At 72.1% G+C, this 24,365-nt stretch carries 22 protein-coding genes; 4 read left to right on the plus strand and 18 right to left on the minus strand.

From position 1 onward, the window contains the following. Window positions 1–35 precede the first annotated feature (35 nt). The gene (gene dxs, locus F5972_RS05950; RefSeq protein ID WP_150931871.1) at window positions 36–1,949 is read right to left on the minus strand and encodes a 1-deoxy-D-xylulose-5-phosphate synthase; all 1,914 of its coding nucleotides are present in this window, start codon (window positions 1,947–1,949) and stop codon (window positions 36–38) included. Between the two features lie 237 nt (window positions 1,950–2,186). Here dxs and F5972_RS05955 point away from each other — a divergent pair, with 237 nt between their 5' ends. Then, entirely contained in the window at window positions 2,187–2,993 is an 807-nt protein-coding gene (locus F5972_RS05955; protein ID WP_150931873.1) for a neutral zinc metallopeptidase, read from the plus strand. A 9-nt stretch (window positions 2,994–3,002) separates the two neighbouring features. Here F5972_RS05955 and F5972_RS05960 read toward each other — a convergent pair whose 3' ends face one another. The 13 genes from F5972_RS05960 to F5972_RS06020 all read right to left on the minus strand — a co-directional run bounded on the left by F5972_RS05960 (window position 3,003) and on the right by F5972_RS06020 (window position 16,436). Further along, a complete protein-coding gene (locus tag F5972_RS05960; protein WP_150932605.1) occupies window positions 3,003–4,208 on the minus strand; it encodes an ROK family transcriptional regulator in 1,206 nt (401 codons plus the stop codon). 84 nt (window positions 4,209–4,292) lie between these two features. Continuing rightward, complete coding sequence (locus F5972_RS05965) at window positions 4,293–5,534, minus strand: sugar ABC transporter permease (protein ID WP_150931875.1); 1,242 nt, start codon at window positions 5,532–5,534, stop codon at window positions 4,293–4,295. Then, window positions 5,531–6,307: an ATP-binding cassette domain-containing protein gene (locus F5972_RS05970; protein WP_150931877.1), complete on the minus strand. Its 777-nt coding sequence runs from the start codon at window positions 6,305–6,307 to the stop codon at window positions 5,531–5,533. The genes F5972_RS05965 and F5972_RS05970 overlap by 4 nt, the downstream gene beginning before the upstream one ends. Before the next feature lie 177 nt (window positions 6,308–6,484). After that, window positions 6,485–7,609 (minus strand): sugar ABC transporter substrate-binding protein, encoded by a 1,125-nt coding sequence (locus F5972_RS05975; RefSeq protein ID WP_150931879.1) that lies wholly within the window; start codon window positions 7,607–7,609, stop codon window positions 6,485–6,487. A gap of 315 nt (window positions 7,610–7,924) precedes the next feature. Beyond that, entirely contained in the window at window positions 7,925–9,142 is a 1,218-nt protein-coding gene (locus F5972_RS05980) for a glycosyl hydrolase family 95 catalytic domain-containing protein (RefSeq protein WP_150931881.1), read from the minus strand. A gap of 382 nt (window positions 9,143–9,524) precedes the next feature. Further along, window positions 9,525–10,385, minus strand: a complete 861-nt coding sequence (locus F5972_RS05985) for an amidohydrolase family protein (RefSeq protein WP_150931883.1) — start codon at window positions 10,383–10,385, stop codon at window positions 9,525–9,527. A gap of 23 nt (window positions 10,386–10,408) precedes the next feature. Then, a complete protein-coding gene (gene larC, locus F5972_RS05990) occupies window positions 10,409–11,542 on the minus strand; it encodes a nickel pincer cofactor biosynthesis protein LarC (RefSeq protein WP_150931885.1) in 1,134 nt (377 codons plus the stop codon). Continuing rightward, window positions 11,542–12,225 (minus strand): nickel pincer cofactor biosynthesis protein LarB, encoded by a 684-nt coding sequence (gene larB / locus F5972_RS05995; protein WP_150931886.1) that lies wholly within the window; start codon window positions 12,223–12,225, stop codon window positions 11,542–11,544. The genes larC and larB overlap by 1 nt, the downstream gene beginning before the upstream one ends. Before the next feature lie 16 nt (window positions 12,226–12,241). Continuing rightward, window positions 12,242–12,664: an RbsD/FucU family protein gene (locus F5972_RS06000; RefSeq protein ID WP_150931888.1), complete on the minus strand. Its 423-nt coding sequence runs from the start codon at window positions 12,662–12,664 to the stop codon at window positions 12,242–12,244. Window positions 12,665–12,666: 2 nt separating this feature from the next. After that, window positions 12,667–13,923 carry a nickel-dependent lactate racemase gene (larA, locus tag F5972_RS06005; protein ID WP_150931890.1) on the minus strand — a complete coding sequence of 419 codons (1,257 nt, stop codon included), beginning with the start codon at window positions 13,921–13,923 and terminating at the stop codon, window positions 12,667–12,669. After that, window positions 13,913–14,836: an aldo/keto reductase gene (locus F5972_RS06010; RefSeq protein WP_150931892.1), complete on the minus strand. Its 924-nt coding sequence runs from the start codon at window positions 14,834–14,836 to the stop codon at window positions 13,913–13,915. Before F5972_RS06010 ends, larA begins: the two co-directional genes overlap by 11 nt. After that, the gene (locus F5972_RS06015; protein WP_150931894.1) at window positions 14,833–15,591 is read right to left on the minus strand and encodes an SDR family NAD(P)-dependent oxidoreductase; all 759 of its coding nucleotides are present in this window, start codon (window positions 15,589–15,591) and stop codon (window positions 14,833–14,835) included. Before F5972_RS06015 ends, F5972_RS06010 begins: the two co-directional genes overlap by 4 nt. Next, complete coding sequence (locus F5972_RS06020) at window positions 15,588–16,436, minus strand: fumarylacetoacetate hydrolase family protein (protein ID WP_150931896.1); 849 nt, start codon at window positions 16,434–16,436, stop codon at window positions 15,588–15,590. Before F5972_RS06020 ends, F5972_RS06015 begins: the two co-directional genes overlap by 4 nt. Window positions 16,437–16,604: 168 nt before the next feature. On the opposite strand from F5972_RS06020, the gene F5972_RS06025 reads away from it, so the two are divergent. Next, the gene (locus F5972_RS06025; protein WP_150931898.1) at window positions 16,605–17,894 is read left to right on the plus strand and encodes an L-fuconate dehydratase; all 1,290 of its coding nucleotides are present in this window, start codon (window positions 16,605–16,607) and stop codon (window positions 17,892–17,894) included. Between the two features lie 25 nt (window positions 17,895–17,919). Further along, on the plus strand, window positions 17,920–18,771 hold the full coding sequence (gene larE, locus F5972_RS06030; RefSeq protein WP_150931900.1) for an ATP-dependent sacrificial sulfur transferase LarE: 852 nt from the start codon (window positions 17,920–17,922) through the stop codon (window positions 18,769–18,771). Here larE and F5972_RS06035 read toward each other — a convergent pair. Both F5972_RS06035 and F5972_RS06045 read right to left on the minus strand, forming a co-directional pair. Continuing rightward, window positions 18,718–19,599 carry a glycoside hydrolase family 68 protein gene (locus F5972_RS06035; protein ID WP_225311258.1) on the minus strand — a complete coding sequence of 294 codons (882 nt, stop codon included), beginning with the start codon at window positions 19,597–19,599 and terminating at the stop codon, window positions 18,718–18,720. The genes larE and F5972_RS06035 overlap by 54 nt on opposite strands. A gap of 199 nt (window positions 19,600–19,798) precedes the next feature. Further along, a complete protein-coding gene (locus F5972_RS06045; RefSeq protein WP_225311203.1) occupies window positions 19,799–21,037 on the minus strand; it encodes an RNA-guided endonuclease InsQ/TnpB family protein in 1,239 nt (412 codons plus the stop codon). A 439-nt stretch (window positions 21,038–21,476) separates the two neighbouring features. Between F5972_RS06045 and F5972_RS06050 the strand changes: the two genes are divergently transcribed. Further along, a complete protein-coding gene (locus F5972_RS06050; RefSeq protein ID WP_150931904.1) occupies window positions 21,477–21,680 on the plus strand; it encodes a hypothetical protein in 204 nt (67 codons plus the stop codon). A 68-nt stretch (window positions 21,681–21,748) separates the two neighbouring features. On the opposite strand, the gene F5972_RS06055 is transcribed toward F5972_RS06050, so the two are convergent. Together F5972_RS06055 and F5972_RS06060 are read right to left on the minus strand one after the other, a co-directional pair. After that, a complete protein-coding gene (locus F5972_RS06055; protein WP_150931906.1) occupies window positions 21,749–22,801 on the minus strand; it encodes an ABC transporter permease in 1,053 nt (350 codons plus the stop codon). Further along, window positions 22,794–24,365: a sugar ABC transporter ATP-binding protein gene (locus F5972_RS06060; RefSeq protein WP_150931908.1), complete on the minus strand. Its 1,572-nt coding sequence runs from the start codon at window positions 24,363–24,365 to the stop codon at window positions 22,794–22,796. Before F5972_RS06060 ends, F5972_RS06055 begins: the two co-directional genes overlap by 8 nt.

Below are 24,365 nucleotides of genomic sequence, written 5' to 3' on the forward strand. Positions count from 1 at the left end.
AGACTTCCCGGTCGAACCGGTATTACGCATTGTGATCAGTCAGTTGGATGTACCAGCCGCGCCGGGTGGCTCTCCATCACCTGCGAGCGCCGCGCGACGGCCTCGGTGATCTGGCGGGCGAGGTCCTGGCCGGTCAGGCCGACGTCGACGAGGATCTTGGCCCGCTTGGCGTGGTCGAGGAACCGCTGGGGGACGCCGTAGGTCCGCACCGGCACGTCCACGTCGGCGTCGCGCAGCAGGCGCGCCACCGCGTCGCCCACGCCGCCGACCCGGCCGTTGTCCTCCACCACCGCGACCAGCCGGTGCGCCGAGGCGGCCAGCACGAGGGCCTTGTCGAGCGGCTTCACCCAGCGCGGGTCGACCACCGTGGCCGAGATGCCCTGCGCGTCGAGCAGGGTCGCGGCCTCCAGGCAGATCTCCGCCATCGGGCCGACCGCGACGAGCAGCACGTCGGCGTCCCCGGCGCGCAGCACGTCCATCTCGCCGAGCTTGCCGACCGCGTCGACGTCGGCGGGCAGCGCGCCCTTGGGGAAGCGGACCACCGTCGGGCCGTCCTCGATCCTGACCGCCTCGGCGAGCAGCTCGCGCAGCCGCGCGCCGTCGCGGGGGGCGGCCACCGAAAGCCCGGGGACGACCTGGAGGATCGACAGGTCCCACATGCCGTTGTGGCTCGGCCCGTCGTCGCCGGTCACCCCGGCCCGGTCGAGCACGACGGTGACCGGCTGCCGGTGCAGCGCCACGTCCATCAGAAGCTGGTCGAAGGCCCGGTTGAGGAAGGTCGCGTAGACCGCGACCACCGGGTGGAGCCCACCGAACGCGAGCCCGGCGGCGCTGGTCAGGGCGTGCTGCTCGGCGATGCCCACGTCGTAGATCCGGTCCGGGTACGCCTCGGCGAACGCCGCCAGGCCGGTGGGGTGGAGCATCGCCGCGGTGATCGCGACGACGTCCCTGCGCTCCGCGCCGATCTTCACCATCTCGTCGCCGAACACGTTGGTCCAGCTGTGCGGACGGGGCCGCTCCTCGCCGGTCTCGACGTCGAACGGCTGCGGCGAGTGGAAGCAGTCCTCGTCGTGGTTCTCCGCGTGCGCGTAGCCGTTCCCCTTGCGGGTGAGCACGTGCACGATGACGGGCCCGCGGAAGGCCCGGGCGCGGCGCAGGGCCGCCTCCACGGCGCCCTCGTCGTGGCCGTCGATCGGGCCGACGTACTTCAGCCCGAGGTCCTCGAACATGGCCTGCGGGGTCAGGATGTCCTTCAGGCCCTTCTTCATGCCGTGCAGCGTGTCGTACAGCGGCGTGCCGACCACCGGGACCCGGCCGAGGTTGTTCTTCACGAGCTCCAGCACGTGCTCGTACCCCTGGGTCATCCGCAGGGACGACAGGTGCGAGGCGAGGCCGCCGATCGTCGGCGAGTAGGAGCGGCCGTTGTCGTTGACCACGATGATCAGCGGCAGGTCCCTGCGCCCGGCGATGTTGTTCAGCGCCTCCCAGGCCATCCCGCCGGTCAGCGCGCCGTCACCGATCAGCGCCACCACGGTGCGATCGGTCTCGCCGCCCAGCACGAACGCCTTGGCGAGCCCGTCGGCGTACGACAGGACGGTGGAGGCGTGGGAGTTCTCGATGAAGTCGTGCTCGGACTCGGCCCGGCTGGGATACCCCGACAGGCCGCCCTCCTGACGCAGGGTGCCGAACGACCCGGCCCGGCCGGTCAGCAGCTTGTGCACGTACGACTGGTGGCCGGTGTCGAACAGGATCGGGTCGCGGGGCGAGTCGAAGACCCGGTGCAGGGCGATGGTCAGCTCGACCACCCCGAGGTTGGGGCCGAGGTGGCCGGCGGTCTTCGCGACCGTGGAGACCAGCACGTCGCGAATCTCCTCCGCCAGCGCGGGCAGCTGCCCGGCCTCGAGGTGCTTCACATCGAGCGGGTCCTTGATCGTCTCCAGAATCCCCACCGTGCATCCTTCCCGCTCGCCATCGAACGGATCGAGTCTAGTTCGACGGAGGCCGGGTGTTACCAGGGGTCGCACTGAACCTCCACAGACCTTCTCCGTAACGACATCTATTCCGCTTTACCCGTCGCCGCCTCCTGCCCTACTCTCAAGATCTTGCGAGGGAGTCCGCTTTGAGGCGTTCGAGCCCCTCGCCACCTTCTGTGACCCTGTTTCTCTGTCCGCTGGGGATGCCCACTCATGATTCGCATAAGCCTCCGCGCTGCCGCCGTCACTGTCACGACTGCGGCCACGGCGGCGGCCACCGTCCTCTCCCTCGCCGGCACGGCGGGCGCGTCCCCGGGCAAGGCCGCCCGGCCCATGCCCAGGGGCCAGGCCGCGCTGACGGCCAACCCGCTGTACAAGACGGGCGAGTTCGACTTCCCCGAGTGCTCGGAGCTCTCCCGCCGCCCCGACGACCTGGACACCTACCGGGTCTACCTCGACCACCTGCTCGACTGCCTCAACAAGTCGTGGACCGAGGAGTTCCGGCAGGCCGGGCTGAGGTTCTCCCCGCCGAAGGTGCGCTACATCACCAAGAGCGTGCCGACGGGCTGCGGCAAGTACCCCGCGGGCTACGCCGCGGGCATGTACTGCCCCAAGAACGACACCATGTGGATCCTGCTGTACAAGTCGCAGCTGTCCGACCCCACCGAGTTCAACCTGTTCACGGTCATCGCCCACGAGTACGGCCACTACGCGCAGGACCGCGCCGGCATCCTGCCGGAGGTCTACCGGCGCTACCGCACGGTGAGCAAGAAGCGGGCGTACGACCTCACCCGCCGCGTCGAGCTCCAGGCCGAGTGCTTCTCCGGCGCCTTCATCGGCAGCGTGTGGCACTCCCTCGGCCGCGAGGAGTTCGACTTCGAGGAGCAGCTCGACTGGATCACCGGCGACGCCGCGCACGGCAAGGCCCGGAGCATCCGCTACTGGCTCAAGCGCGGCTGGTACGGCAACGGCCCGAAGGCGTGCGACACCTTCGCCGCCCCCGCCCGCACCACCGCCTGACGGGCTCCCTCAGGCGGGGCCGAGGCGGGACAGCGCCTCGAGGGGGTCGGCGAGCACCTGCGTGAAGGCCAGCTCGGCGGCCCCCATCAGCGTCGCGTCGTCGCCCAGCGCCGTGGTGCGCAGCCGCAGCCGCTCCCGCGCCGCCGACAGCGTCCCGGTGGCGATCCGGCTGCGCACCTGGGCCGCCGAGCCGAGGTAGATCTCCCTGAGGATGCCGCCGAAGACGACCATCTCGGGGTTGAAGACGTTCACGAGGTTGGCGACGCCGATGCCGAGCCAGCCGCCCACGTGGGCGAGGGCCTCCTGGGCCCGCACGTCGCCCCGGTCGGCCGCGTCGACCACGGCCCGGACCGCGTCCCGGCCGATCATCTCGCCGTACCGGCCGGCGTGCTCCATCAGGGCGGGCTCCCCCACCTCGGCCTCAAGGCAGCCGCGGGAGCCGCAGCCGCACCGGCGGCCGTCGGGGTTGACCACCATGTGGCCCACCTCGCCGCCGTACCCGCCGTGCCCGCCGAGAAGCTGGCCGTTCACGATGATGCCGCCGCCGATGCCCACGTCGCCGTGCAGGTAGACGAGGTCGCGGCAGCCGATCCCGATCCCTCGGGTGTGCTCGGCGAGCGCGCCGAGGTTCGCCTCGTTGCCCACCGCCACCGGCATGCCGAGCGCGAGGCGCCGGGTCAGCTCCTCCCGCAGCGGTGTCTCCACCGCGCCGATGTTCGGCCCGAGCCTGACCACGCCGTCGGAACGGCGGACCACGCCGGAGACCCCCGCCGCCGCGCCGACGCAGATCGTGTCCTCCCGCGTCCTGCGCCGCATCTGCCGGGCGAAGCCCGCCAGGGTGCCCGCGACCTGCGCCAGGTCGAACGGCCCGCGCTCCCGCCTGGTCTCCCGCCGGTCGAGGACCACGCCGCCGAGGCCGATGCGGGCGGCGGCCAGCCGGTCCACGCCCACGTCGAAGGCGAGCACGTAGACGCGGGCGGTCTCCGGCCGGACGACCAGGGACGGCCGCCCCGCCCTTCCGGTGTCCCTGGGCAGCTCCTCCCGGACGAGCCCGGCCGCCGTGAGATCGGCCGTCAGCGCCATGATGGTGCTGCGGTTGAGCCCCATCAGCGAGGTCAGCTCGGCCCGCGAGGTCGGCCCTCCCACGTGGACGTGCCGCAGCAGCGTCCCGAGGTTGTGCTTGCGGATCTCCTCCTGTGAGGGACCTGCGCGCATCATCGGAACAGCCTCGGACTTCCGTGGGGGGTGGGCAGAGGCCGGAGGGCCTCTGGGATGGATCGGAGAGCGGAGCCCGCCCTGTCAGCGGCCGGTCGCCGCCGAACGCTTGCGCGACAGTGCGTCCACGCCCGCGGCGAGCAGGAGCACCGAGCCGGTCACGACGAACTTGACGCCGGCGCTGTAGCCCATGAGGCCCATGCCGTTCTCGATGACCGCGACCACCGCGCCGCCGAGCACCGCGTCGAGCGCCCGGCCCTTGCCGCCGAAGAGGCTGGTGCCGCCGATGACGGCCGCGCCCACCGCGAACAGCAGCACGTTGCTGCCGCCCGTGTTGGGGTCGACCGAGTTGGCCCGGGACGCCGCGATGATGCCGCCGATCGACGCCATGAAGGAGCAGATGACGAAGGCGGAGATGCGGATGCGGTCCACGTTGATGCCGGCCCGGCGGGCGGCCTCGGCGTTGCCGCCGACGGCGTAGATGTGCCGGCCGTACGCCGTGCGCCGCAGCACGAAGGTCCAGATGATCAGCAGGATCACGATCAGCGGCACGACGATCGGCACGCCCTTGAGCGACACGATGGCCGTGCGGCTGCGCTCCAGGTTGAGCATGTACACCGCGGCGCCCGCGATGACGGCGAGCGCCGCGACGCGGGCGGCGATCACCGCCATGGGCGCGGCGACCAGGCCGCGCGCGGCCCGGCGGCGCGCCTGCACGAGCTGGAGGGCGGCGTAGGCGGCGACGCCCACGGCGGTGGCGATCCAGCCGGCGGCCGGCGGCACGTTCTTGTTGGCGATCGCGAGGACGGTCTCGTCGCGGATCGAGATGTTGGTGCCGTTCTTCACCAGCAGCAGCACGACGCCCTGGAAGGCGAGGAACGCGGCCAGGGTGACCACGAAGGACGGGATGCCGAGCTTGGCCACCAGCGACCCGAGGACCAGGCCGATGACCGCGCCGGTGACCATCGCGGTGAGGACCGCGAGGTACCAGGGCCAGCCCTGGAAGGTCAGCAGCACGGCGAGCACCGCCGCGCAGACGCCGCTCGCGAAGCCCGCGGACAGGTCGATCTCGCCGAGGAGCAGCACGAAGATCAGGCCCATGGCGATGACGGCGACCGCCGCGCCCTGGGTGAACAGGTTGGCGAAGTTCAGCGCGGACAGGAACGACGGCCGCAGGACCGCGAAGACCACGCACAGGATGATGAGCCCGAAGACGGCGGGGAGCGCGCCCAGCTCACCGCCGCGCACCCGCTCGATATAGCCCTTGACGTGCGAGCCGATCGCGGAGTCGGCGTTCTCCTGCTTGGGGAGCGTTTCGGTTGTCATGATGCCGCTCCGATGCCGTTCCCGATGCCGAGCTCCCCGCTGCGCCCGGAGGTGATGAGTTCCACGACCTGCGAGTGGGTGACCTCGGAGGCCTTCACCTGGGCCGCCATCCGTCCCAGGTAGAGCGCCGCGATCCGGTCGGACACGGCGAAGACGTCGTTCATGTTGTGCGAGATGAGCACCACCGCGAGGCCCCTGTCGGCCAGGCGGCGGACCAGCTCCAGCACCTGGGCGGTCTGCGCCACGCCGAGGGCGGCGGTCGGCTCGTCGAGGATGACGACCTTGCTGTTCCACAGCACGGCCTTGGCGATCGCCACCGTCTGCCGCTGGCCGCCGGAGAGGCTGGAGACGTGCTGGCGCAGCGACTTCACGGTGCGCACGGAGAGCCCGGCCAGGGTCTTGGCCGCCATCTCCTCCATCGTGTCCTCGTCCAGAACCAGCCCGCTCTTGCGCTCGCGGCCCAGGAACATGTTCTGCACGATGTCGAGGTTGTCGCAGAGGGCGAGGTCCTGGTAGACGATCTCGACGCCGAGCTCCGCGGCGTCCCTGGGCCCGCTCACGTGGACCCGCTCGCCCTCGAAGAGGTACTCGCCCGAATCGATCGGGTGGATTCCGCCGATGCACTTGACCAGCGTTGACTTGCCGGCGCCGTTGTCGCCGACCAGTGCGGTCACCTCTCCCGGATGGACCGAGAAGGCGACGTCGTGAAGGACCTGCACGGGGCCGAAGCTCTTGTTGATGCCGCGCAGTTCCAGGATCGGTCCCTGGGACACGATGGGCTACTCCGTAGATCGATGGGCCGTTACGGCGCCGTCCTCCGGGCCGCCTCTCGTCGCTCCGGGCGGTGCGGGGCGCCCCGGGGTGGGGCGCCCCGCACGGTGCTCGTCGCGGCTCAGCTGGTCACCCCTCAGGGGTTCGCGTCGCCGTACGCACCCGGTGGGTGGGGTCGATTAGCTGATGCCGGCCTCTTTGCACTTGTCGGCGAACTCGCCGGTGCACAGCTCGTCCTTGGTGACGAAGCCGTCGTTGACGACGTCCTTGACGTTGTCGAAGTAGATGGCCTGCGGGTCCAGCAGCACCGACGGGACGTCCCGGTTGCCCTCAGGGTCCTTGACGGAGCCGCTCACCGAGGGCTGCTCACCCTTGGCGAGGCCGATGGCCAGCTGGGAGGCGGCGTCCGCCTCCTTCTTGATGGCCTTGTAGACCGTCATGCACTGGTCGCCGGCGAGGATGTTCTGCAGGCCCTGCACGGTCGCGTCCTGGCCGGTGACCGGGACCTTGCCGTTCAGGTTCTGCTTCTTCAGCACCGAGATCGCGGCGTTGCCGAGACCGTCGTTGGCGGAGAGGACACCCGCGATCTTCGGCTCCTGGGTCAGCATCTGCTCGAAGATCGTGCCGGCCTGGGTGTTGTCCCAGTCCGGAACCGACTGGTCCGGGCCCTTCTTGTAGTCGCCCGAGTCGTACTTCGGCTTGAGGACGCTGTCGTAGCCCTCCTTGAACAGCGTGGCGTTGTTGTCGGTCGGCGAGCCGTTCAGCTCCGCGATGATCGGCTTGTCGGCCTTCTTGTCGGTCAGGCACTTGACCAGGCCCTCGCCCTGCAGCTGGCCGACCTTGTTGTTGTCGAACGACACGTAGTAGGCCGCGCTGCCGCCCAGCGTGAGGCGGTCGTAGTCGATCGTGGCGACGCCCTGCGACTTGGCCTTGTCGAGCACGGCCTTGCCGGTGCCGCTGTCGAGGTTGACGATCATCAGGACGGTCGCGCCGTTGGTGATCATCTGGTCGGCGATCGTCTGGAAGGCGGACTTGTCGCCCTGCGCGTTCTGGATGTCGTACTGGACACCCGCCGTCTTGAAGGCCTCCTCCAGGTACTTGCGGTCGGCGGTCTCCCACCGGGCGGAGGACTTGCTGTCCGGGAGGATGACGCCGATCTTGCCGGCCTTGGCGTCGCCCGCGGCGGAGGGCGCGGCGCTGGAGCCGCTGTCGGCGGAGGTGTCACCGCTCTCGCCCCCGCAGGCGGTGAGACCGAGGGTGAGCGCCGCGGCGGCGGCGCCGATGCTGAGGATCCCCTTGCGCATGATGCGTGGGTCCTTTCTCTGACTGGGGGTCTATGAGGGGGTGCGGCCGAGCCCGCGCCGTCCCGACGTCTTCGCAGATCCTTCGGGGTCGAGGCGCTCCGGCCACCCGGTACGGCAGTGGCCGGGTCACGGCGTTCACCGCTCCAGGGAATGTTGTTTGAGACAACGTAAGCCCAAAGCCCAGGTGGTGAAAGACACAGGACGGTAACGTTTGTTGCCCGCGGTAACAATCAAGAAACGTGGGATCAACACATGAAGGCGCCCGCCCGCCCGGCCGAGGCCGGGTGGACGGGCGCCGGTCCGGCGTGCGCCGGGTCAGCGGATGCCGGTGTCAGCGGATGCCGATGGTGCGGCTCCCGAGGACCTTCGGGGTGGTGGCGGGGCTGCCGCCGACCGGCCAGAAGGGCAGGGAGGTGGTCGGCGCGGAGGCGCGCTGGACCAGGTAGGAGGCGCCGGCCCTCGCGGGGATCGCGAAGGTGGCGCCGGTCTGGCCGGACAGGACCGTCGTGCCGGAGCCGTCCACGACGTCGACGTTCTGGCCGGCCAGGGGTTGCGGACGGTGATGTCGCCGTCGGCCCCGGCCTCGACGGCGACCGTCAGGAGGACGCCGTTCCGGATCTGGACGTTCACCCTGCCCTTGTGCTGGATGTAGACCGTCCCGTCGGCGTTCCAGCCGCTCTGCCAGCCGGGAGTGAGGCGCAGCGTGCCGTCGTAGTCCTGCACGAAGCCCTCGGTGACCGCCGCGGCGGTGACCCCGAGCTGCTCCAGGTACGGGTTGGTCAGCTTGCCGGCGTCCCAGCTCGCGAACCCGTTGGGGAAGACCTGGTACTTGTCGATGTCGGTGATCAGCGCGGTCTTCATGTCGTTGCCGAGGCCGGGCCGGGCCGCGTGCAGCGCGTCGTAGCTCCAGTCGGTCTGGGTGACGTAGCTGCGGTGGCTGAAGGTGCGCTTGGCCAGGTCGGACTGGTTGCCGCTGTCACCGATCAGGTTGTACGGCCAGACCGGCTCCAGGCCGAGGTTCTCCACGTTGTGCTTGGCGGCGGTGGGCTGCGCCGACAGGGCGAGCATGTTGTTCCCGGCCGAGTCCGAGGACAGGCTCAGCACCTGGGTCTGGCCGAAGTCGGTCCTGGGCAGCGGCCGGATCTTCGGGATCGCCGCCTGAAGCCCGGTGACCAGGTCGGAGTCGACGCCGAGCGTCTGGGCCGCCCGCACCGCCACCGGGAACAGCGCCTGCATCGCGGCCACGTCGGTGATCGGGTCGTCCACCGACCACTGGTCCTCGTGGGCGTTGGAGTGGGTGTGCAGCAGACCGTCAGCACCGGTCTTGGCGTGCGAGAGCATGAACTTCGCCGAGTCCCGCATGATCGGGTAGTTCGCCGACAGGAACGCCCTGTCGTCGGTGGCCACGTAGGTCTGCCACACCCACAGGCCGATCTCCGGGCCGGAGGTGACGGTCTGGGAGTTGTACGAGGGCGCGATGGTCGAGTCGCAGGACTCGTTCCCGGAGTACGGATTCGTGGACGGAGCCGTCACCGGCGGAACGGTGACGTGGTGCGCTTCCAGAACCGAGGAGTGCCGGCCGGAGACATGGGATGTATCCGGTAGGCGGACAGTACGAACCACCCTTTCCACCGTCAAGCGATCACACCGCGGCGGACCCGGGACGGCGGCGTGCGCCGCGTGGCCGCCACGCCTGGCAGAGGGAGCGCGCACCGCGGCGGCGGACATCGCCCCTCGTCAGAGGGTCCCTACAGATCGGGCCCGCCGGGCCGGAGGTCCCGGCGGGCCCATTGACACGGCCACGAGAGCCGCGAAACGTACATCTCCCGCCTTCTGGGCACATGTGTGCCCGAGGCTCACCTCACCCCTCCGATGCGTCATACACATCTTTCATAGGATGTATAGGCTCTGTCGCTCAGTCCTTCAAGCCGTAGACCCGGGCCGCCGTACCCCGGAAGACGGCCTCGCGCTCGGCGTCCGGCAGCCCCGCGTCCGCGAGCAGCGCCGAGACGGTCTCGGACCAGCGGGAAAGGGAGCCGGCGAGGAGGCAGACCGGCCAGTCGGAGCCGAACATCAGGCGGCCGGGGCCGAAGGCGTCGAGCGCCACGTCGACGTACGGCCGCAGGGCGGCGGCGTCCCAGTCGTCCCAGACCGCCTCGGTGATGAGCCCGGAGAGCTTGGCCGTCACGTTGGGCTCGGCGGCGAGCTCGCGGACGAGCCCCGCCCAGGGCTCGATCTCTCCGGTCGCGACCGGTGGTTTCGCCAGGTGGTCCAGGACGAAGGACAGCTCCGGCAGGGCACGCACGGTCTCGATCGCGGCGGGCAGCTGGTGCGGCACGACGAGCAGGTCGTAGACGAGCCCGGCCGCCGCCACCTCCCGCAGCCCCGCGCGCACGTCGTCCCTGGCGAGCCAGCGCGGGTCGGCTTCGCCCTGCACCAGGTGGCGGATCCCGCGCAGCAGGCCGCCGCCGGGCGAGGCGGCCAGGTCGGCGAGCTCGGCGGCGAGATCGGGCCGGGTCAGGTCGGCCCATCCCACCACCGCGGCGACGGTCCGCGACCCCGCCGCCAGCGCCAGGAACTCGCGCGTCTCCTCGGCGTCGGGCAGGACCTGGACGAGCACGGACCGGCCGACGCCCGCCCCGGCCGCGGCCGATTCGTAGTCGGCGTCGGTGAAGTCGCGGTGGATCGGAGCCATCTGCGGGGGCTCCAGCCAGGTCTGCGGGCGCCGGGACAGGTCCCACAGGTGGTGGTGGGCGTCGATCCGTGCGGCGGACATCTCAGAAGCTGTCTCAGAAGGGGTCACAGTGCGTCGTAGGCCTCTCGTGCCAGTTCCCTCAGTGGTTTGCCGGTGGCCTCGGCCAGCGCGGCGAGATCGTCGTACTCGGGCTTGACCCCCCACGGCCCGTGCTTCATCCGCACGTCCCGCCCGTGCAGGCGCACGGTCTCGAAGTGCCGGGGCAGCGCGACCTTCTCGACCACGCTGCGCCGCAGGCCCAGGCTGCCCGTCTCGGCGAGGACCAGGTGCTGCAGCTCGCCGGCCAGTTCGGGGGGCGTGAGCACGTGCAGGACGTGCGCGGGGCGGCCCTTCTTCATCACTGCGGGGGTGACCCACGCGTCGGCCGCGCCCGCCGCCAGGGCGCGCTCGACGACGTGCCCGAGCACCTCGCCCGTCACGTCGTCGAGGTTCGTCGACAGGACGACCTGACGGCCGGGCCCCGTCACCGGCTCCGGCTCGGCCACGGGCTCACCGATCATGGCGACGGTGACGTTGGGCCGGTCGGGCAGCACGCGCCCGCCCGCGCCGTACCCGGTGGCGCGCAGCACCATCTCCGGAGCCGGGCCGTACGTCGTGCCCGCGGCGCCCAGGAGGGCCGCCCCGGTCGGGGTGACCGCCTCCCCCGCCTCCCCGCCCCGCACCCGCGCCCCCTTCAGCAGGGCGAGCGTGGCGGGGGCCGGGACGGGCAGCACGCCGTGCCGCGTGTGGACGACTCCGGCGCCCAGGGGCAGCGGCGCGCAGTGCACGCGCGTCACGCCGAGGTCGCGCAGCGCCGCCGCGCAGCCGACGATGTCGACCAGCGTGTCGTGCCCGCCGAGCTCGTGCAGGTGCACCTCGGCGACCGGCTCGCCGTGCAGCGCCGCCTCGGCCTCGGCGATCGCGGTCAGCGCGGCCTCCGCGACCGGCAGCCCGGCGCGGGCCGCCATCGCGAGCAGCTCGGCGGCGCGGCGCTCGGTGGCGTCGTCGTCCACCGTCACCAGCGCCCGCGTGGCGGTCAGCGCGCCGGTGCGCACCCGCTCGGCGTCGAGCCGCCAGCCGGTCAGCCCCGTCTCGGCGACCGCCCCCCGTACGGCGTCGAGCGAGGCGCCGGCGTCGAGCAGCGCGCCGAGCAGCATGTCGCCCGCGAGCCCGGTGAAGGGGTTCAGATAGAGGATCATCAGGCCTCCTCGCCCGCCGGGGACGCCCTCCTGGTCAGCCGGTACGCGGCGAGGGCGGCGCCGAAGCCGGAGTCGATGTTCACCACGGTCAGCCCGGCGGCGCAGGAGGTGAGCATGGCCAGCAGGGCCGTCACGCCCTCCAGCGCGGCGCCGTACCCGGTCGAGGTGGGCACCGCGATCACCGGCGTCTCGACGAGCCCGCCGACGACGCTGGCGAGCGCGCCCTCCATGCCGGCGACGACGATCACGCTGTCGGCCGCGCGCAGGTCGCCGGCCGCGGCGAGCACCCGGTGCAGCCCGGCCACCCCGACGTCCCTGATCAGGACGGTCCGCAGGCCCAGCGCGGCCGCGACGGCCGCCGCCTCGGCCGCGACCGGGCCGTCCGCCGTGCCCGCCGTGACCACGGCCACGGTGTGCGCGACCGGCGGCGCGGGCCGCCAGACCAGCAGCCGGGCGTCGGGGTCGTACGCGCCGCCGGGGACGCGTTCGCGCACCTCGGCGGCCGGGCCGGGGTCGACCCGCGTCACCAGGACCGGGCCGGTGTTCCGGGCGAGCAGCGCGGTGACGATCCCGGCGATCTCGCCCACCCGCTTGCCGGGGCCGTACACGATCTCGGGCAGCCCCTGCCGCGCCTCGCGGCCGAGGTCCACGCGGGCGTAGCCGAGGTCGAGCGCCTCACTCATGCCTGGTACGCCTCGCTCATGCCGGTACGACGTACCCGACGGTCAGCAGGAGGTTGGCGTAGAGCCGGTCGTCGCCGGTCGCCACCGCGAACGCGACGTCGGGCTCCTTCGCGGCCTCGTAGAAGCCGAACCTGGGCAGGACCTGGAGCGGCAGGTCCGGGCCGAGCAGGTCGCGGTAGCGGGCCCACACGCCGGGCTCGCCGCCCTCGTCGGGCCGCATCGCGTGCACGGCCTCCAGCGGTACGGCGCCCACCAGGAGTTCCAGGATGTCGTCCACGCGGACCAGCCCGGGGCGCAGGTTGAGGTGGATCACCGGGGCGCCGGCCCGCACGTTGGTGGCGTGGGCGTAGTTCGCGTCGGCGAGCAGCACGCGCGAGCCGTGCCCGGTCGCCGCGAGCGCGGCCAGCAGCGGCGGGTGGATCAGGGGATAGCGGAGCACGCTCACTCTCCCGCGAGGTAGGGGATGGTCATCGGCCCTTCCGGCAGCACGCACACCCGTCCCGGCAGGGCGCGCACGGTGGCGCCGACGTCCTCGGTCCGCTCCAGGTGGGCGGCGGCCAGGTCGGCGTCACCGAGGAAATCCGTGTGCATGATCACCCGGGCCCGCCGCTGGATGCGCGCCTGGATCTGCACCTGCCACTGGTCGGGGATGGTCTCGGTGCGGCGGGAGATCTCCTCGAACAGAGCGTCGGGCGAGGCCGCCGAGGTGAGCACCTCGCGGTAGGAGCCGTGGTCGGGGAACCCGTCCCGGCACTCGGCCGCGCAGATGATCGTCCCGCCGGGCCGGACGACCTGGGCGGCGGCGCTCATGCCCTTCACCGACTGGTAGAGGTTCTGGTCCAGCGGGAAACCGGCGTTGGTGGTGACCACCACGTCGAAGGGCTCGGCGACCGGCCGCATCGCGGCGGCGCGGGCGGCGGCCGTGGCGGCGGCGTGCATCGGCGCGAGGTCGCCGCCGAACGCCCGGACGATCTTCTGCTCCCGGTTCAGCACGACGTCGAGCGCGAAGGTGACGCCGGTCGCCGCGGCGATCGCGCGGACGTCGTCGTGGACGGGGTTGCCCTCGATGACCCCCCAGGTCGCCCGGGGGTCGCCGATGCGGGCCGCGTCGTGCAGGGTGAGCACGGTCTCCAGGGCGGCGAGGCCCGGCGCGACCAGCTTGGGGCCGCCGGAGAACCCGGCGAAGAAGTGCGGCTCCACGAACCCCGTCGTGATCCGCACGTCGGCGTCGGTCCACTCGCGGTTCAGCCAGACCGGCACGTCCTTGCCGTGCCGCCCCATCCACCGCAGCGACGACGCGTCGCGCGCGTCGTGGTTGACGATCCGTACGGCGTCCACGACCTCGTCGCCGAACATCGCGCGCAGTTCCTCGGCGGTGTTGCCGCGGTGTGTGCCGGTTGCGACGAGGATCACCACGTCGCCGAGGTCGACGATGCCGTCCAGCTCGTCCAGGACCGCGGGGATCATCAGGTGCCTGGGCTGGGGCCGGGTCCCGTCGCAGGCGGAGATCGCCACCGTCTGGCCGGGACGCACCCGCTCGCGCAGCGGGGGTCCCGCGACGGGGTCGCGCAGGGCCCGCCGCAGCTCGGCGGCCTCGTCCGGGACGGCCGGCCGGGCCACCGGCGTGATCACGGTGGTCCGGTCCCCGGGAAGGTCGACGGTCAGGCCGCCGGCGCCGTAGGCGAGGTCAACCCGCATGGCCCAGGCCTTCGAGATCGTCCCAGAGCGCGTCGGGGATGTCCGCCGCCGCCAGCTCCAGGTCCTCGGTGATCTCCTCCGCGGTGCGCGCGCCGATCAGGACGTTGGTCACGGCCGGGTGCCGGTGCGGGAACCGCAGCGCCGCCGCCGGGAGCGGCACGCCGTACGACGCGCAGACGCGGGCCATCTCGCGCGCCCGGTCGAGCACCTCGGGCGGGGCGGCGGCGTAGTCATAGGTGCCGCCGCCGGCCAGGACGCCGCTGTTGAACACCCCGCCCACGACGACGGAGACGCCGCGCCGCGCGCACTCGGGCAGCAGCTCCTCCTCCGCCGACCGGTCGAGCAGGGTGTAGCGCCCGGCCACGAGGACCGCGTCGACGCCGGTCTCCCGGACGAACCGGGTCAGCATCGCGGTCTGGTTCATCCCGGCGCCGATCGCGCCGACGACGCCCTGGTCGCGCAGCTCGGCCAGGGCCGGGAACGCCTCCCCCGCGGCCTGCTCCCAGTGCTCGTCGGGGTCGTGGATGAACACCATGCCGAAGTGGCCGAGCCCGGTGCGCCGCATGCTGTCCTCCAGCGAGCGCAGCACGCCGTCGCGGCTGTAGTCCCGCACCCGCACGTACTGCGTGCGGCCGGGGAAGCCGTCCTCCTCGCCCTCACCGGGCACCAGGACGCGGCCGACCTTGGTGGAGACGACCGCCTCCCCCGCGCCCCCACCGGGCAGGCCGCGCAGGAAGCGCCCGAGGCGCTCCTCGGCGAGGCCGGTGCCGTAGTGCGGCGCGGTGTCGAAGTAGCGGACGCCCGCCTCCCACGCGGCGGCCAGCGTCCGCTCGGCCTGCTCCTCGTCCACCTGTGCGAACAGGCCGCCCAGCGGCGCGGTGCCGAGCCCGTACGGCCCGAGGGACACCTTCACGAGCCCACCGGCCGCAGTCGCAGACCGGCCATGCCGCCGTCCACGGCCAGCTCGGTCCCGGCGGTCGACCCCGCCCTCGGGCTGGCGAGGTACGCGACGGCGTGGGCGACCTCCTGCGCCGACACCAGCCGGCCGTGCGGCTGGCGGGCGGCGAGCGCGGCCCGTTCGGCGGCCGGGTCGGGGGCGGCGTCCAGCAGCCGCCCGACCCAGGGGGTGTCCACGGTGCCGGGGTTCACACAGTTGACGCGGATGCCCTCGCGGATGTGGTCGGCCGCCATCGCGCGGGTCAGCGCGAGCACCGCCCCCTTGGACGCGGAGTACAGCGCCCGCTGCGGCAGCCCCGCGGTGGCGGCGATCGAGCAGGTGTTGACGATCGCCGCGTGCGGCGACTCCCGCAGGTGCGGCAGGGCCGCCCGGGTGACGCGGGCGATCCCGACGACGTTGAGATCGAACACCCGCAGCCATTCGGCGTCGTCGTTGTCGGCGACCGTGCCCGCCGCGCCGATGCCCGCGTTGTTCACCAGCACGTCGATCCGGCCGTACCGCTCGGCGACCGCCGCGACCGCCCGCCGCACGGAGGCGTCGTCGGTCACGTCGCACGTGAACTCGGTGTCCTTGAGGTCGAGCACCGCGACCCGGGCACCCCGCGCGGTCAGCTCCTCGGCGACCGCCCTGCCGATGCCCGAGGCGCCGCCGGTGACCACCGCCACCAGCCCCTCGAACTCGCCTCCGGCGCCGCCCTCGGTCTCGCTCATGCCTGTCCCATCCGCTGGCGCTGCCGGCCGAGGCCGTCGACCTCCACCTCGACCACGTCGCCCGCGCGCAGGTAGGCCTCCGGTCCGCGGCCGAGCGCCACGCCCGCGGGGGTGCCGGTGTTCACCACGTCGCCGGGGTCGAGCACCATGAACTGGCTGAGGTACCAGATCACGTGGTGCACGCCGAAGATCTGGTTCTTGGTGTCGCCGTTCTGGCGCTGCTCGCCGTTCACCCACAGCCGCAGGCCGAGCGCCTGGGGGTCGCCGACCTCGTCGGGCGTCACCAGCCAGGGGCCGAGGGGGTTGAAAGTTTCACACGACTTGCCCTTGTCCCACTGGCCGCCGCGCTCGTTCTGGAACTCCCGCTCCGAGACGTCGTTGGAGATCGCGTACCCGGCGATCACACCGGCGGCCTCCTCCGGGGAGGACAGGTAGCGGGCGGTGGCGCCGATGACGACGGCCAGCTCGACCTCGTAGTCGGTCTTCACGCTCAGGCGCGGCACCAGGACCTCGTCGTCGGGGCCGACGACGGTGTTGGACGCCTTCATGAAGACCACGGGCTCGGCCGGGAGGGCGGCTCCGGTCTCCTCGGCGTGGTCGGAGTAGTTCAGGCCGATGCAGACGACCTTCCCCGGCCTCGCCACCGGCGCTCCGATCCGCTCGTACGGCTCCGCCTCGGGCAGCGAGCCCTCCGCCAGGGCCGTCCGCACCCGGTCGACGCCTCCTCCCGCGAGGAACGCGCCGTCGATGTCCGTCGTCAGTGACGACAGGTCCAGCACCCGGTCGCCGGGGCCCATGACACAGGGCCGCTCAGAACCCGGCGGACCCACCCGCAACAGCTTCACGATCTGTCTTCTCCGACTGGTTCACAGGGGCAAGTGTGATGCCGAGCCTGTCAGATTCATCGGGTTGAAGTAAAGCCGTTGATTGGGATATTTGCCGACTTACTTGACCTGAGGTGGACGTGACCATACTGTTCGAATCACATTCATCGGATCATTTGGAGTTCGCCCATGCCGACGATCACCTCGGTGAACGTGATCGACATCAGGTTCCCGACCTCCGCGACGCTCGACGGGTCGGACGCCATGAACCCGGACGGCGACTACTCCGCGGCGTACGTCGTGTTGCAGACGGACAGCGATCTCGCCGGGTACGGCCTGACGTTCACCATCGGACGTGGCAACGACCTGTGCGTGACCGCCGCCCGGCAGATCGGAGCACGGCTCCAAGGCTGTGACGTCGACGAGTTGGCCGGGAACCTCGGCGGTCTCTACCGCCAGATCATGTCCGACAGCCAGATGCGCTGGCTGGGCCCGGAGAAGGGGGTGGTGCACATCTCCGCGGCGGCCGTGCTGAACGCCGCCTGGGACCTCGCCGCCCGCCGGGCCGGCAAGCCGTTGTGGCGGTTCGTGGCGGACATGACGCCCGAGGAGCTGGTCGCGGCCTGTGACTTCCGCTACCTGTCCGACGTGCTGACCCCGGACGAGGCCGTCGAGATGCTGGCCCGGCTCGCCCCGACCCGCGAGGAGCGGATCGCCGAGCTCGCCGCGCACGGCTACCCCGGCTACACCACCACACCGGGCTGGCTCGGCTACGACGACGACAAGCTGCGCCGCCTGTGCCGCGAGGCGGTCGCCGACGGCTGGACCCACGTCAAGCTCAAGGTCGGCGCCAACCTGGAGGACGACGTACGCCGCCTCGCGATCGCCCGTGAGGAGATCGGCGACCTGACCCTCATGATCGACGCCAACCAGGTGTGGGACGTACCCCAGGCCATCGAATGGGTGAACCGGCTGGCGCCGTACGAGCCGCTCTGGATCGAGGAGCCGACCAGCCCCGACGACGTGCTCGGCCACGCGGCCATCCGCAAGGCGATCGCGCCCGTCGGCGTGGCCACCGGGGAGCACGCGCACAACCGGGTCATGTTCAAGCAGCTCCTGCAGGCCGGGGCGATCGACTTCTGCCAGATCGACTCGTGCCGGCTCGCCTCGGTCAACGAGATCGTGCCGATCCTGCTGATGGCGGCCAAGTTCGGCGTGCCCGTCTGCCCGCACGCGGGAGGCGTGGGCCTGTGCGAGCTGGTCCAGCACATGTCGGTGGTCGACTACGTCTGCGTGAGCGGCAGCCTGGAGGGGCGCGTCCTGGAGTACGTCGACCACCTGCACGAGCACTTCGTCGACCCGGTCCACATCGACCGGGGCCGTTACCGGCTGCCCGACGCGCCCGGCTACAACGCCCGGATGCACGACGAGTCCGTCGCCGACTACCGCTACCCTGACGGGCACCGCTGGGAAGGCTGACGTGAAGTCCGGCATGGAGGCTGGCATGGAGGCTGACGTAAGGGTGGACGACACCACTGATCAGGCCGCCGACGAGGCCCTGGAGCGGCTGACGGCCCGGCTGCGCCGGGAGGACGCGGTCGTCGTCGCCTACTCCGGCGGCGCCGACTCCGCGCTGCTCGCCTTCGCCGCCGCCCGGGTGCTCGGGCGGCGGGCCCTCGCCGTCACCGCGGTCTCCCCCAGCCTGGCCGCCTCCGAGCGGGCCGCGGCCCGTGCGTTCGCGCGGCGCCACGACCTCGCCCATCTGGAGGTGTGCACCGATGAGGCCGAGCGGCCCGAGTACGCCGCCAACGGCGCCGACCGGTGCTACCACTGCAAGTCGGCGCTGTTCGACGCCGTCGCGCCGCTGGCGGCCGCGATGGGCGCCCGGGTCGCCCTCGGCACGAACCTCGACGACCTCGGCGACCACCGCCCGGGGCAGCGGGCCGCGGCCGAGCGCGGAGCCATCGCGCCGCTGGTGGACGCCGGGCTGACCAAGGCCGGCGTCCGCATGGTCAGCCGCAGGCTCGGGCTGGTCACCGCCGACAAGCCCGCCGCGCCGTGCCTGGCCTCGCGGGTGAGTTACGGCGACCCGGTCACGCCCGAGGTGCTGGCCAGGGTCGAGGCCGCCGAGGCCGCGCTGCGCGGCCTCGGCTTCCCCGTGTGCCGGGTGCGCGCGCACGCGGGCGGCACGCTCGCCCGGGTGGAGGTGCCGCGGGACGAGATCCCGCGCGTGACCGAGGCGCGCGAGCACGTCGACGCCGCCGTCCGCGGCGCCGGCTTCACCTTCTGCTCGCTGGATCTCTCAGGCTTCGCGTCCGGGCGCCTGAACGCCCTGCTGCCGCTGCTCCCCTCCTGAGGGCCCAGTTATAGGCGCGAGGGCGACCACGCGGGTGCGGGCTCCGTCGAGGGCGAGCCGGAAGACCGGCGCGATCGTCCCGCCGAAGGCGGCCCGCGCCTCGGCGGCCCCGGCCCGCCAGGGGTCCGCGCCGACGCCGGTGGACCGGTAGTTGACGAAGCTCACGACGCGCAGATCGGGCAGCACCAGCCAGGCGTACGCCTGGTCGGGCTCCTCCGGGGGATTGGCGGCCACCAGCCCCGACCCGTTGAGCGGCGCGTACGGCCCGGTCAGGCGGGGCGCGACGAAGCCGTAGAGCCCGGTGGGCGCGCTTCCCGGCGGGTGGAACGAGTGGCGCTGGGTCGAGAAGAACAGGTAGTAGGACGAGTCGCGGACCACGACATGCGGCCGTTCGAGCTCGTGGCTGACGCCGTCCGCCACGAGGAGGGGAGGCAGCATCGACCAGCCGCCGTCCCGCGCTTCGGCGAGGGCCACCGCGCCCATGTAGCCGCCGTCTCCGCCGTCTTCGGCTTCTCCGATCGCGGGCGCGGCGACGGATGCCGCGACGAGGAGATACTCGCGCCCGTCGGCCGGGTCCCGGAACCAGCCCGGGTCGCGGAAGGCTCTGATACGCCCGGGTCCCCCGTCGATCTCGTCGGCCCGCAGGTAGATTCGGCCGTCCGAGCGGAGGACCTCGCGGTGCCCGGCGGCCGTGTAGAAGACCGACACGGTGCCGTCGGGGCGGCGGACCGCCGATCCGGACCACTCGCGGCTGCCCGGCGAGGCGCCGTCGGCGAACGCGGGCCCGAGGTCGTGCCAGCCGTCGCCGTCCCTCGTGAGCAGCCAAATCCGGGCGTGCGGGCGGGCGGCGCCCGACGATCATGAGGACCTGTCCTTCGTGAGCCACTGGATGGGAAGGGCGACGACGATGACGAGCACCATGAGCACGACGGCGAGAGCGGAGGCCGTGCCCACCTGCCGTTCGGAGAAGGCGAGGTATTGAACTCCTCTCCGGCCTGAGGCCGGAGATTCTCCCGTCGTGTCGCGGTTAAGCGGCGTGCGGGGGTTGACGCTTCGCGGACCGGGCAGCCCCGAGGTCTCCACGTCCTGACACCGCAGTTCCTGCGGCGTTGCGTATGTTGATCGCGGCGTTGGTGTCGGCGTGCCCGGCCCACCCGCACGCGGAGTTGACACAGGCGTACCTGATCCTGACCCGGGCCGCCGGGTCGCGGTGCCCGCACCGGTGGCAGGTCTGCGACGTGCCCGGGGCGGGCACCTTCACCACCAGCCCGCCGCGATCACGGGCCTTGTACCCCAGCAGGATGACGGTGCGGCCCCACGCCTGCCCGGTGATGGCGCGGTTCAGCCCCGCCTTCTGCCGCACGTTCTGGCCGGGGCGCTCGACCGTGCCCGTGGCGGAGCGGACCATGTTCATGATCGGCAGGTCTTCCACCACGACCACGCCGTAGGTGCGCGCGAGTTCGGTGGTGGTCTGGTGCTGCCAGTTCAAGGCTCGGCGCTTGGCTGTCGCGCGGAGCCGGGCGATCCGGTCATAGGTGCGGGCCAGCCGTTTGGACGCAGGCCGGCCGGGAGAGCGAGTGCGGCGCTGGCGGGCGGACTTCTTCTCCAGGCGGCGCAGACGTTCCTTCTCACGGCTGGTGAGCCAGTCCCCATGTTCACGCGTGGTGCCGTCCGACAGGGCCAGGTGCCTGCCCCGGTGGGCGATCGGGGCCGCCGCGACCACGGCTTCGGTGCGGAACACGATCTGCCACCCGAAGGCGTCCTTGACCAGCCGCGCGCCGGTGATCCGCCCGGCCGGTCCACCCCTGGTGACGCCGGGCAGGTCCCTGGTCCACCGGAAGCGCACCCGCCCGACCTTGGGCAGGTTGACCGCGCCCCACCGCCGATTCAGCCGCGCGATGTTCAGGTCCCGCCCCTGGGGGACATCCACGGCCATCCGGGACCGGGACCGGCTCTTGAAGCCGGGCCGTTTCGCGGGGTGGCCGGGGTCGAAGAAGTTCGCCCACGCCTGCCGGTAGGTTCTCAGCACCGCTTGGGCCGCCTCAGCGGGCAGCCGCCCCATCCAGTCGATCTCGCGGCGGGCCCGCCGGATCGCGGCGTCGCAGTCCTTGACCGAGGCCAACCGGCCCTGCCGGAAAGTGCAGTACTCGTGCAGCAGGTTCCACAACGCGCGGGCGGTGTGGGCCTGACCGTCCAGCACCGCCACCTGGGCGGCACTGAGGTCGAGACGCGCCACGTGCGCCCGCGCCTGCCTGGCCACCTCCACACCCGGATCGCACCCCCGGGTTTACGCCACCGTGACGGAATCCACACCCTGAGTGACCCCGATATTCGCGTCGGACGCCAACGCACGGAAGGGCGTCTCGGAGCGGATCCTCGCGAGGTATACAGCGCTCCCGGCCGCCGGTACCCGTGGAGCGGGCACATCTGGTCCCGGCTGCCACCTCGCCACAAGCGTGGGCGGCGCACCACTCACGGTCCTCAAGCACTGCATCGAACAGCAGAAACGACCCATGTGAGCTGACAGTGATTGATGGAGGTGAGCATCTCCCGCCAGGGCGTGACCATGAGCTGACCTGTTCACGGGCGGAAGGCCAGGGCACACTCGCGCCCTAGCGGGCACTCCCGCGTGGGCCTTCACCCCCGGCGTGAACGCCGAGCACTGGCCCACAGGTCGGTAGATCTTCAGCCCGGGGACCATCGTCGTGTTCCCCGGGCCTCCCTGGGTCCTGGGCCGCAGGGCGGTGGACGTCCTGTTCGCGGAGATGGGCCGTGACGGTGACGACGCCGCGCGGGAGGGCGCAGTGCGGGAGGGCGCAGTGCGGGAGGGCGCAGTGCGGGAGGGCGAGGTGCACCGGGTGCCGATGCCCGTCCGCCTCCGGGAGTCGGTCGCCGCCGCGACCCCGTGATCAGGCCGCATGGTCCGGCGGCCGTGGGAAGACGTTCCGGCAGCCGTGCCCGGGCTGCCGGAACCCCCTCAGTTCTGTGACTTGCCCCCGGTCAGCCGGGAGATCGCCAGGGCGGTGAGGATGATCGCCCCGTTGAGCGCGTCGATCCACTGGGCGGGCACGCCCGCCAGCGTCAGGACGTTCTGGATCATGTAGAGCAGCAGGATGCCGGTGAACGCGCCGAACACCGTTCCCTTGCCGCCGTTGAGGCTGACCCCTCCGATGACGGCGGCCGCGAACACCGTGAAGATCGCTCCGTTGCCCTGGGAGGCGGCGACGGAGGCGAGCCGGCCCGACAGCATGAGCCCGCCGAGCGCGGCCAGCGCGCCGGCGGAGATCAGCGTGATCCACAGCACCCGGTCCGTACGGATGCCCGCCGCCTTGGCTGCGTCCACGTTGCCGCCGATGGCGTACAACGCGCGCCCGAACCGGGTGAACCCGAGCAGCACGATGCCGGCCGCGAACAGCAGCAGGCAGATCCAGATCGACGCGGGCACGCCGAGCCACATCGTCGAGCCGAGGTAGGCCATGGGCGCCGGGAGGTTGAAGAAGGTCTGCCCGCCGGAGATGCCCGTCAGGAGGCCGCGCAGCACGATGAGCATGCCCAGCGTGACGATGAAGCCGTTGAGCCCGAAGCGGACGATGAACAGCGAGTTCACCATTCCGACGAGCACGCCGACCAGGAGGGTGATCGGGATCGCCCACGCCCCGGGCACCAGCCCGAGCCCGTGTCCCGCCCCCGCCGCGACCGTCAGCCAGGCGGCCACGCCGGGAGCCAGCCCGAAGGTCGACTCCAGCGACAGGTCCATCCGGCCGGCGACCAGCACGAGCGTCTGCGCCAGGACGAGCAGCGAGATCTCCGACATCGTCTGCAGGATGTTGATCAGGTTGTCGGCCTGCAGGAAGATCGGGCTCACGACCTGGCCGACGATCGCGATCACGATGATCGCGGGGACCAGGGCGAAGTCCCGCAGCCGGGCCAGCGGGATCGGGGAGCGGCGCCTTCCCGTCTCCGCGCTCTCCGGCGGCGCGGAGCCCTGGGGGTGGCCCGTCCCGGGGTGGGCGGCGGTGGTCTCAGGCATCGAGGTCGACTCCTTCCATGGCGGCCACCATCTCGTGGTCGTGCCAGCCGGCGGCCAGATCCGCGACGACCCGGCCGTGGAACAGCACGAGCACCCGGTTGCACAGCCGCAGATCGTCAAGTTCATCGGAGGCGATCACGACACCGGTGCCGTTTCCGGCGATCTCCTCGACCTTTTCGAGCAGGAACTCCTTCGACCGGACGTCGACCCCGGCGGTCGGCGTGATCAGCACGAGCAGGCGGGGGTCGTTCGCCAGGGCGCGGGCCATCACCACCTTCTGCTGGTTGCCGCCGGACAGCCCGGAGACCGGCAGGTCCGGGCCGGGAGTCTTGATCGCGAGATTGCTGATCATCTCGCGGGCCAGCGCGTCCTTGCGGCGCCCGCTGACGAACCCCGCCGATCCGAGCCGTTCGGGCACGGTCATCGTGGTGTTGTCGGCGATCGACATCAGCGGGACGAGCCCCTGGTGGTGCCGGTCCCTGGGGACGAATCCCACGCCCGCGGCGAGCGAGTCCGGCACGCTCCCCGGACGCGGGCGCCGGCCGCCCACCTCCATGGTCCCGTCCTGCGGGGCACGCAGCCCCACGATGGTCTCGGCGAGCTCGGTCTTCCCGCTGCCGCCGAGGCCGGCCAGGCCCACGATCTCTCCCTCGCGGACCGTGAGGTCGACGTCCTGGTAGACGTCGCCGTCGGTCAGTCCCCGGACGTCGAGGACCACCGGGGCCTCGGCCAGGACCGGCGGGCGGACGGCGTGCTCCCGCAGGCCGGCCGCCTCCCCGGTCATCGCCGCGACCAGCTCGCCCTGCGGCAGGTCGGTCACCGGCGCGGTCAGGATGTGCCGGGCGTCCCGGAACACCGTGACCGTGTCGCAGATCTCGTAGATCTCCTGCAGGTGATGGCTGATGAACAGGAAGGTCACTCCCTGGTCCCGCATCGCCCGCATCCGGTCGAACAGCCGGGAGATCGCCGCGCCGTCGAGCTGCGCGGTCGGCTCGTCCAGGATGATGAACCGGGCGCCGAACGACAACGCCCGGGCGATCTCCACGAACTGCCGCTGCTCCACGCCGAGCTCCCCGGCCGGCCGGCGGACGTCGACGTCCACCGACCAGGCCTCCAGGAGCTCGGCGGCCTTCCGCCACACGCCCTTCCAGCCGACCAGTCCGAACCGGCCGCGGTCGTGCCGGTTCAGGTACAGGTTCTCCGCCACGGTCAGCTCAGGGATGATCGTGGACTTCTGGTAGACGCAGGCGACCCGTTCCCGCCACGCGTCGCGGTCGGACAACCGCGGCGCGGGGGTCCCGGCGAAGCGGACCTCGCCCTCGTCCGGCGCCTGCAGGCCGGTGAGGATGGAGACCAACGTCGACTTGCCGGCGCCGTTGCGTCCGACGAGCGCGTGGGTCTCCCCCTGCCTGATCGTGATGTGGGCGCGGTCCAGCGCCGTCGTCTCGCCGTATCTCTTGGTGATGCTTTCCGCCTCGGCGACGGGCGGGCCGGTGCGGACCGGCTCGCCGTCGCGGGCGGGCGAAGGGCTCGCGGGCCCTGCCGCGAAATCGCCCATTGTCAT

Origin of the sequence: Microbispora cellulosiformans (genome assembly GCF_008728085.1) — a bacterium.
GTDB classification, from domain to species: domain Bacteria; phylum Actinomycetota; class Actinomycetes; order Streptosporangiales; family Streptosporangiaceae; genus Microbispora; species Microbispora amethystogenes.

Excerpts from the sequence above, each read along its gene's own strand:
- F5972_RS06015 (WP_150931894.1), bottom strand. The coding sequence starts at position 15,591 with ATGAGCGAGACCGAGGGCGGCGCCGGAGGCGAGTTCGAGGGGCTGGTG.
- larC (WP_150931885.1), bottom strand. The coding sequence starts at position 11,542 with ATGATCCTCTATCTGAACCCCTTCACCGGGCTCGCGGGCGACATGCTG.
- F5972_RS05960 (WP_150932605.1), bottom strand. The coding sequence starts at position 4,208 with ATGCGCGCAGGTCCCTCACAGGAGGAGATCCGCAAGCACAACCTCGGG.
- larB (WP_150931886.1), bottom strand. The coding sequence starts at position 12,225 with ATGAGTGAGGCGCTCGACCTCGGCTACGCCCGCGTGGACCTCGGCCGC.
- F5972_RS05985 (WP_150931883.1), bottom strand. The coding sequence starts at position 10,385 with ATGTCCGCCGCACGGATCGACGCCCACCACCACCTGTGGGACCTGTCC.
- larE (WP_150931900.1), top strand. The coding sequence starts at position 17,920 with ATGGAGGCTGACGTAAGGGTGGACGACACCACTGATCAGGCCGCCGAC.
- F5972_RS05955 (WP_150931873.1), top strand. The coding sequence starts at position 2,187 with ATGATTCGCATAAGCCTCCGCGCTGCCGCCGTCACTGTCACGACTGCG.
- F5972_RS06060 (WP_150931908.1), bottom strand. The coding sequence starts at position 24,365 with ATGACAATGGGCGATTTCGCGGCAGGGCCCGCGAGCCCTTCGCCCGCC.
- F5972_RS05975 (WP_150931879.1), bottom strand. The coding sequence starts at position 7,609 with ATGCGCAAGGGGATCCTCAGCATCGGCGCCGCCGCCGCGGCGCTCACC.
- larA (WP_150931890.1), bottom strand. The coding sequence starts at position 13,923 with ATGCGGGTTGACCTCGCCTACGGCGCCGGCGGCCTGACCGTCGACCTT.
- F5972_RS06025 (WP_150931898.1), top strand. The coding sequence starts at position 16,605 with ATGCCGACGATCACCTCGGTGAACGTGATCGACATCAGGTTCCCGACC.
- F5972_RS06055 (WP_150931906.1), bottom strand. The coding sequence starts at position 22,801 with ATGCCTGAGACCACCGCCGCCCACCCCGGGACGGGCCACCCCCAGGGC.
- F5972_RS05965 (WP_150931875.1), bottom strand. The coding sequence starts at position 5,534 with ATGACAACCGAAACGCTCCCCAAGCAGGAGAACGCCGACTCCGCGATC.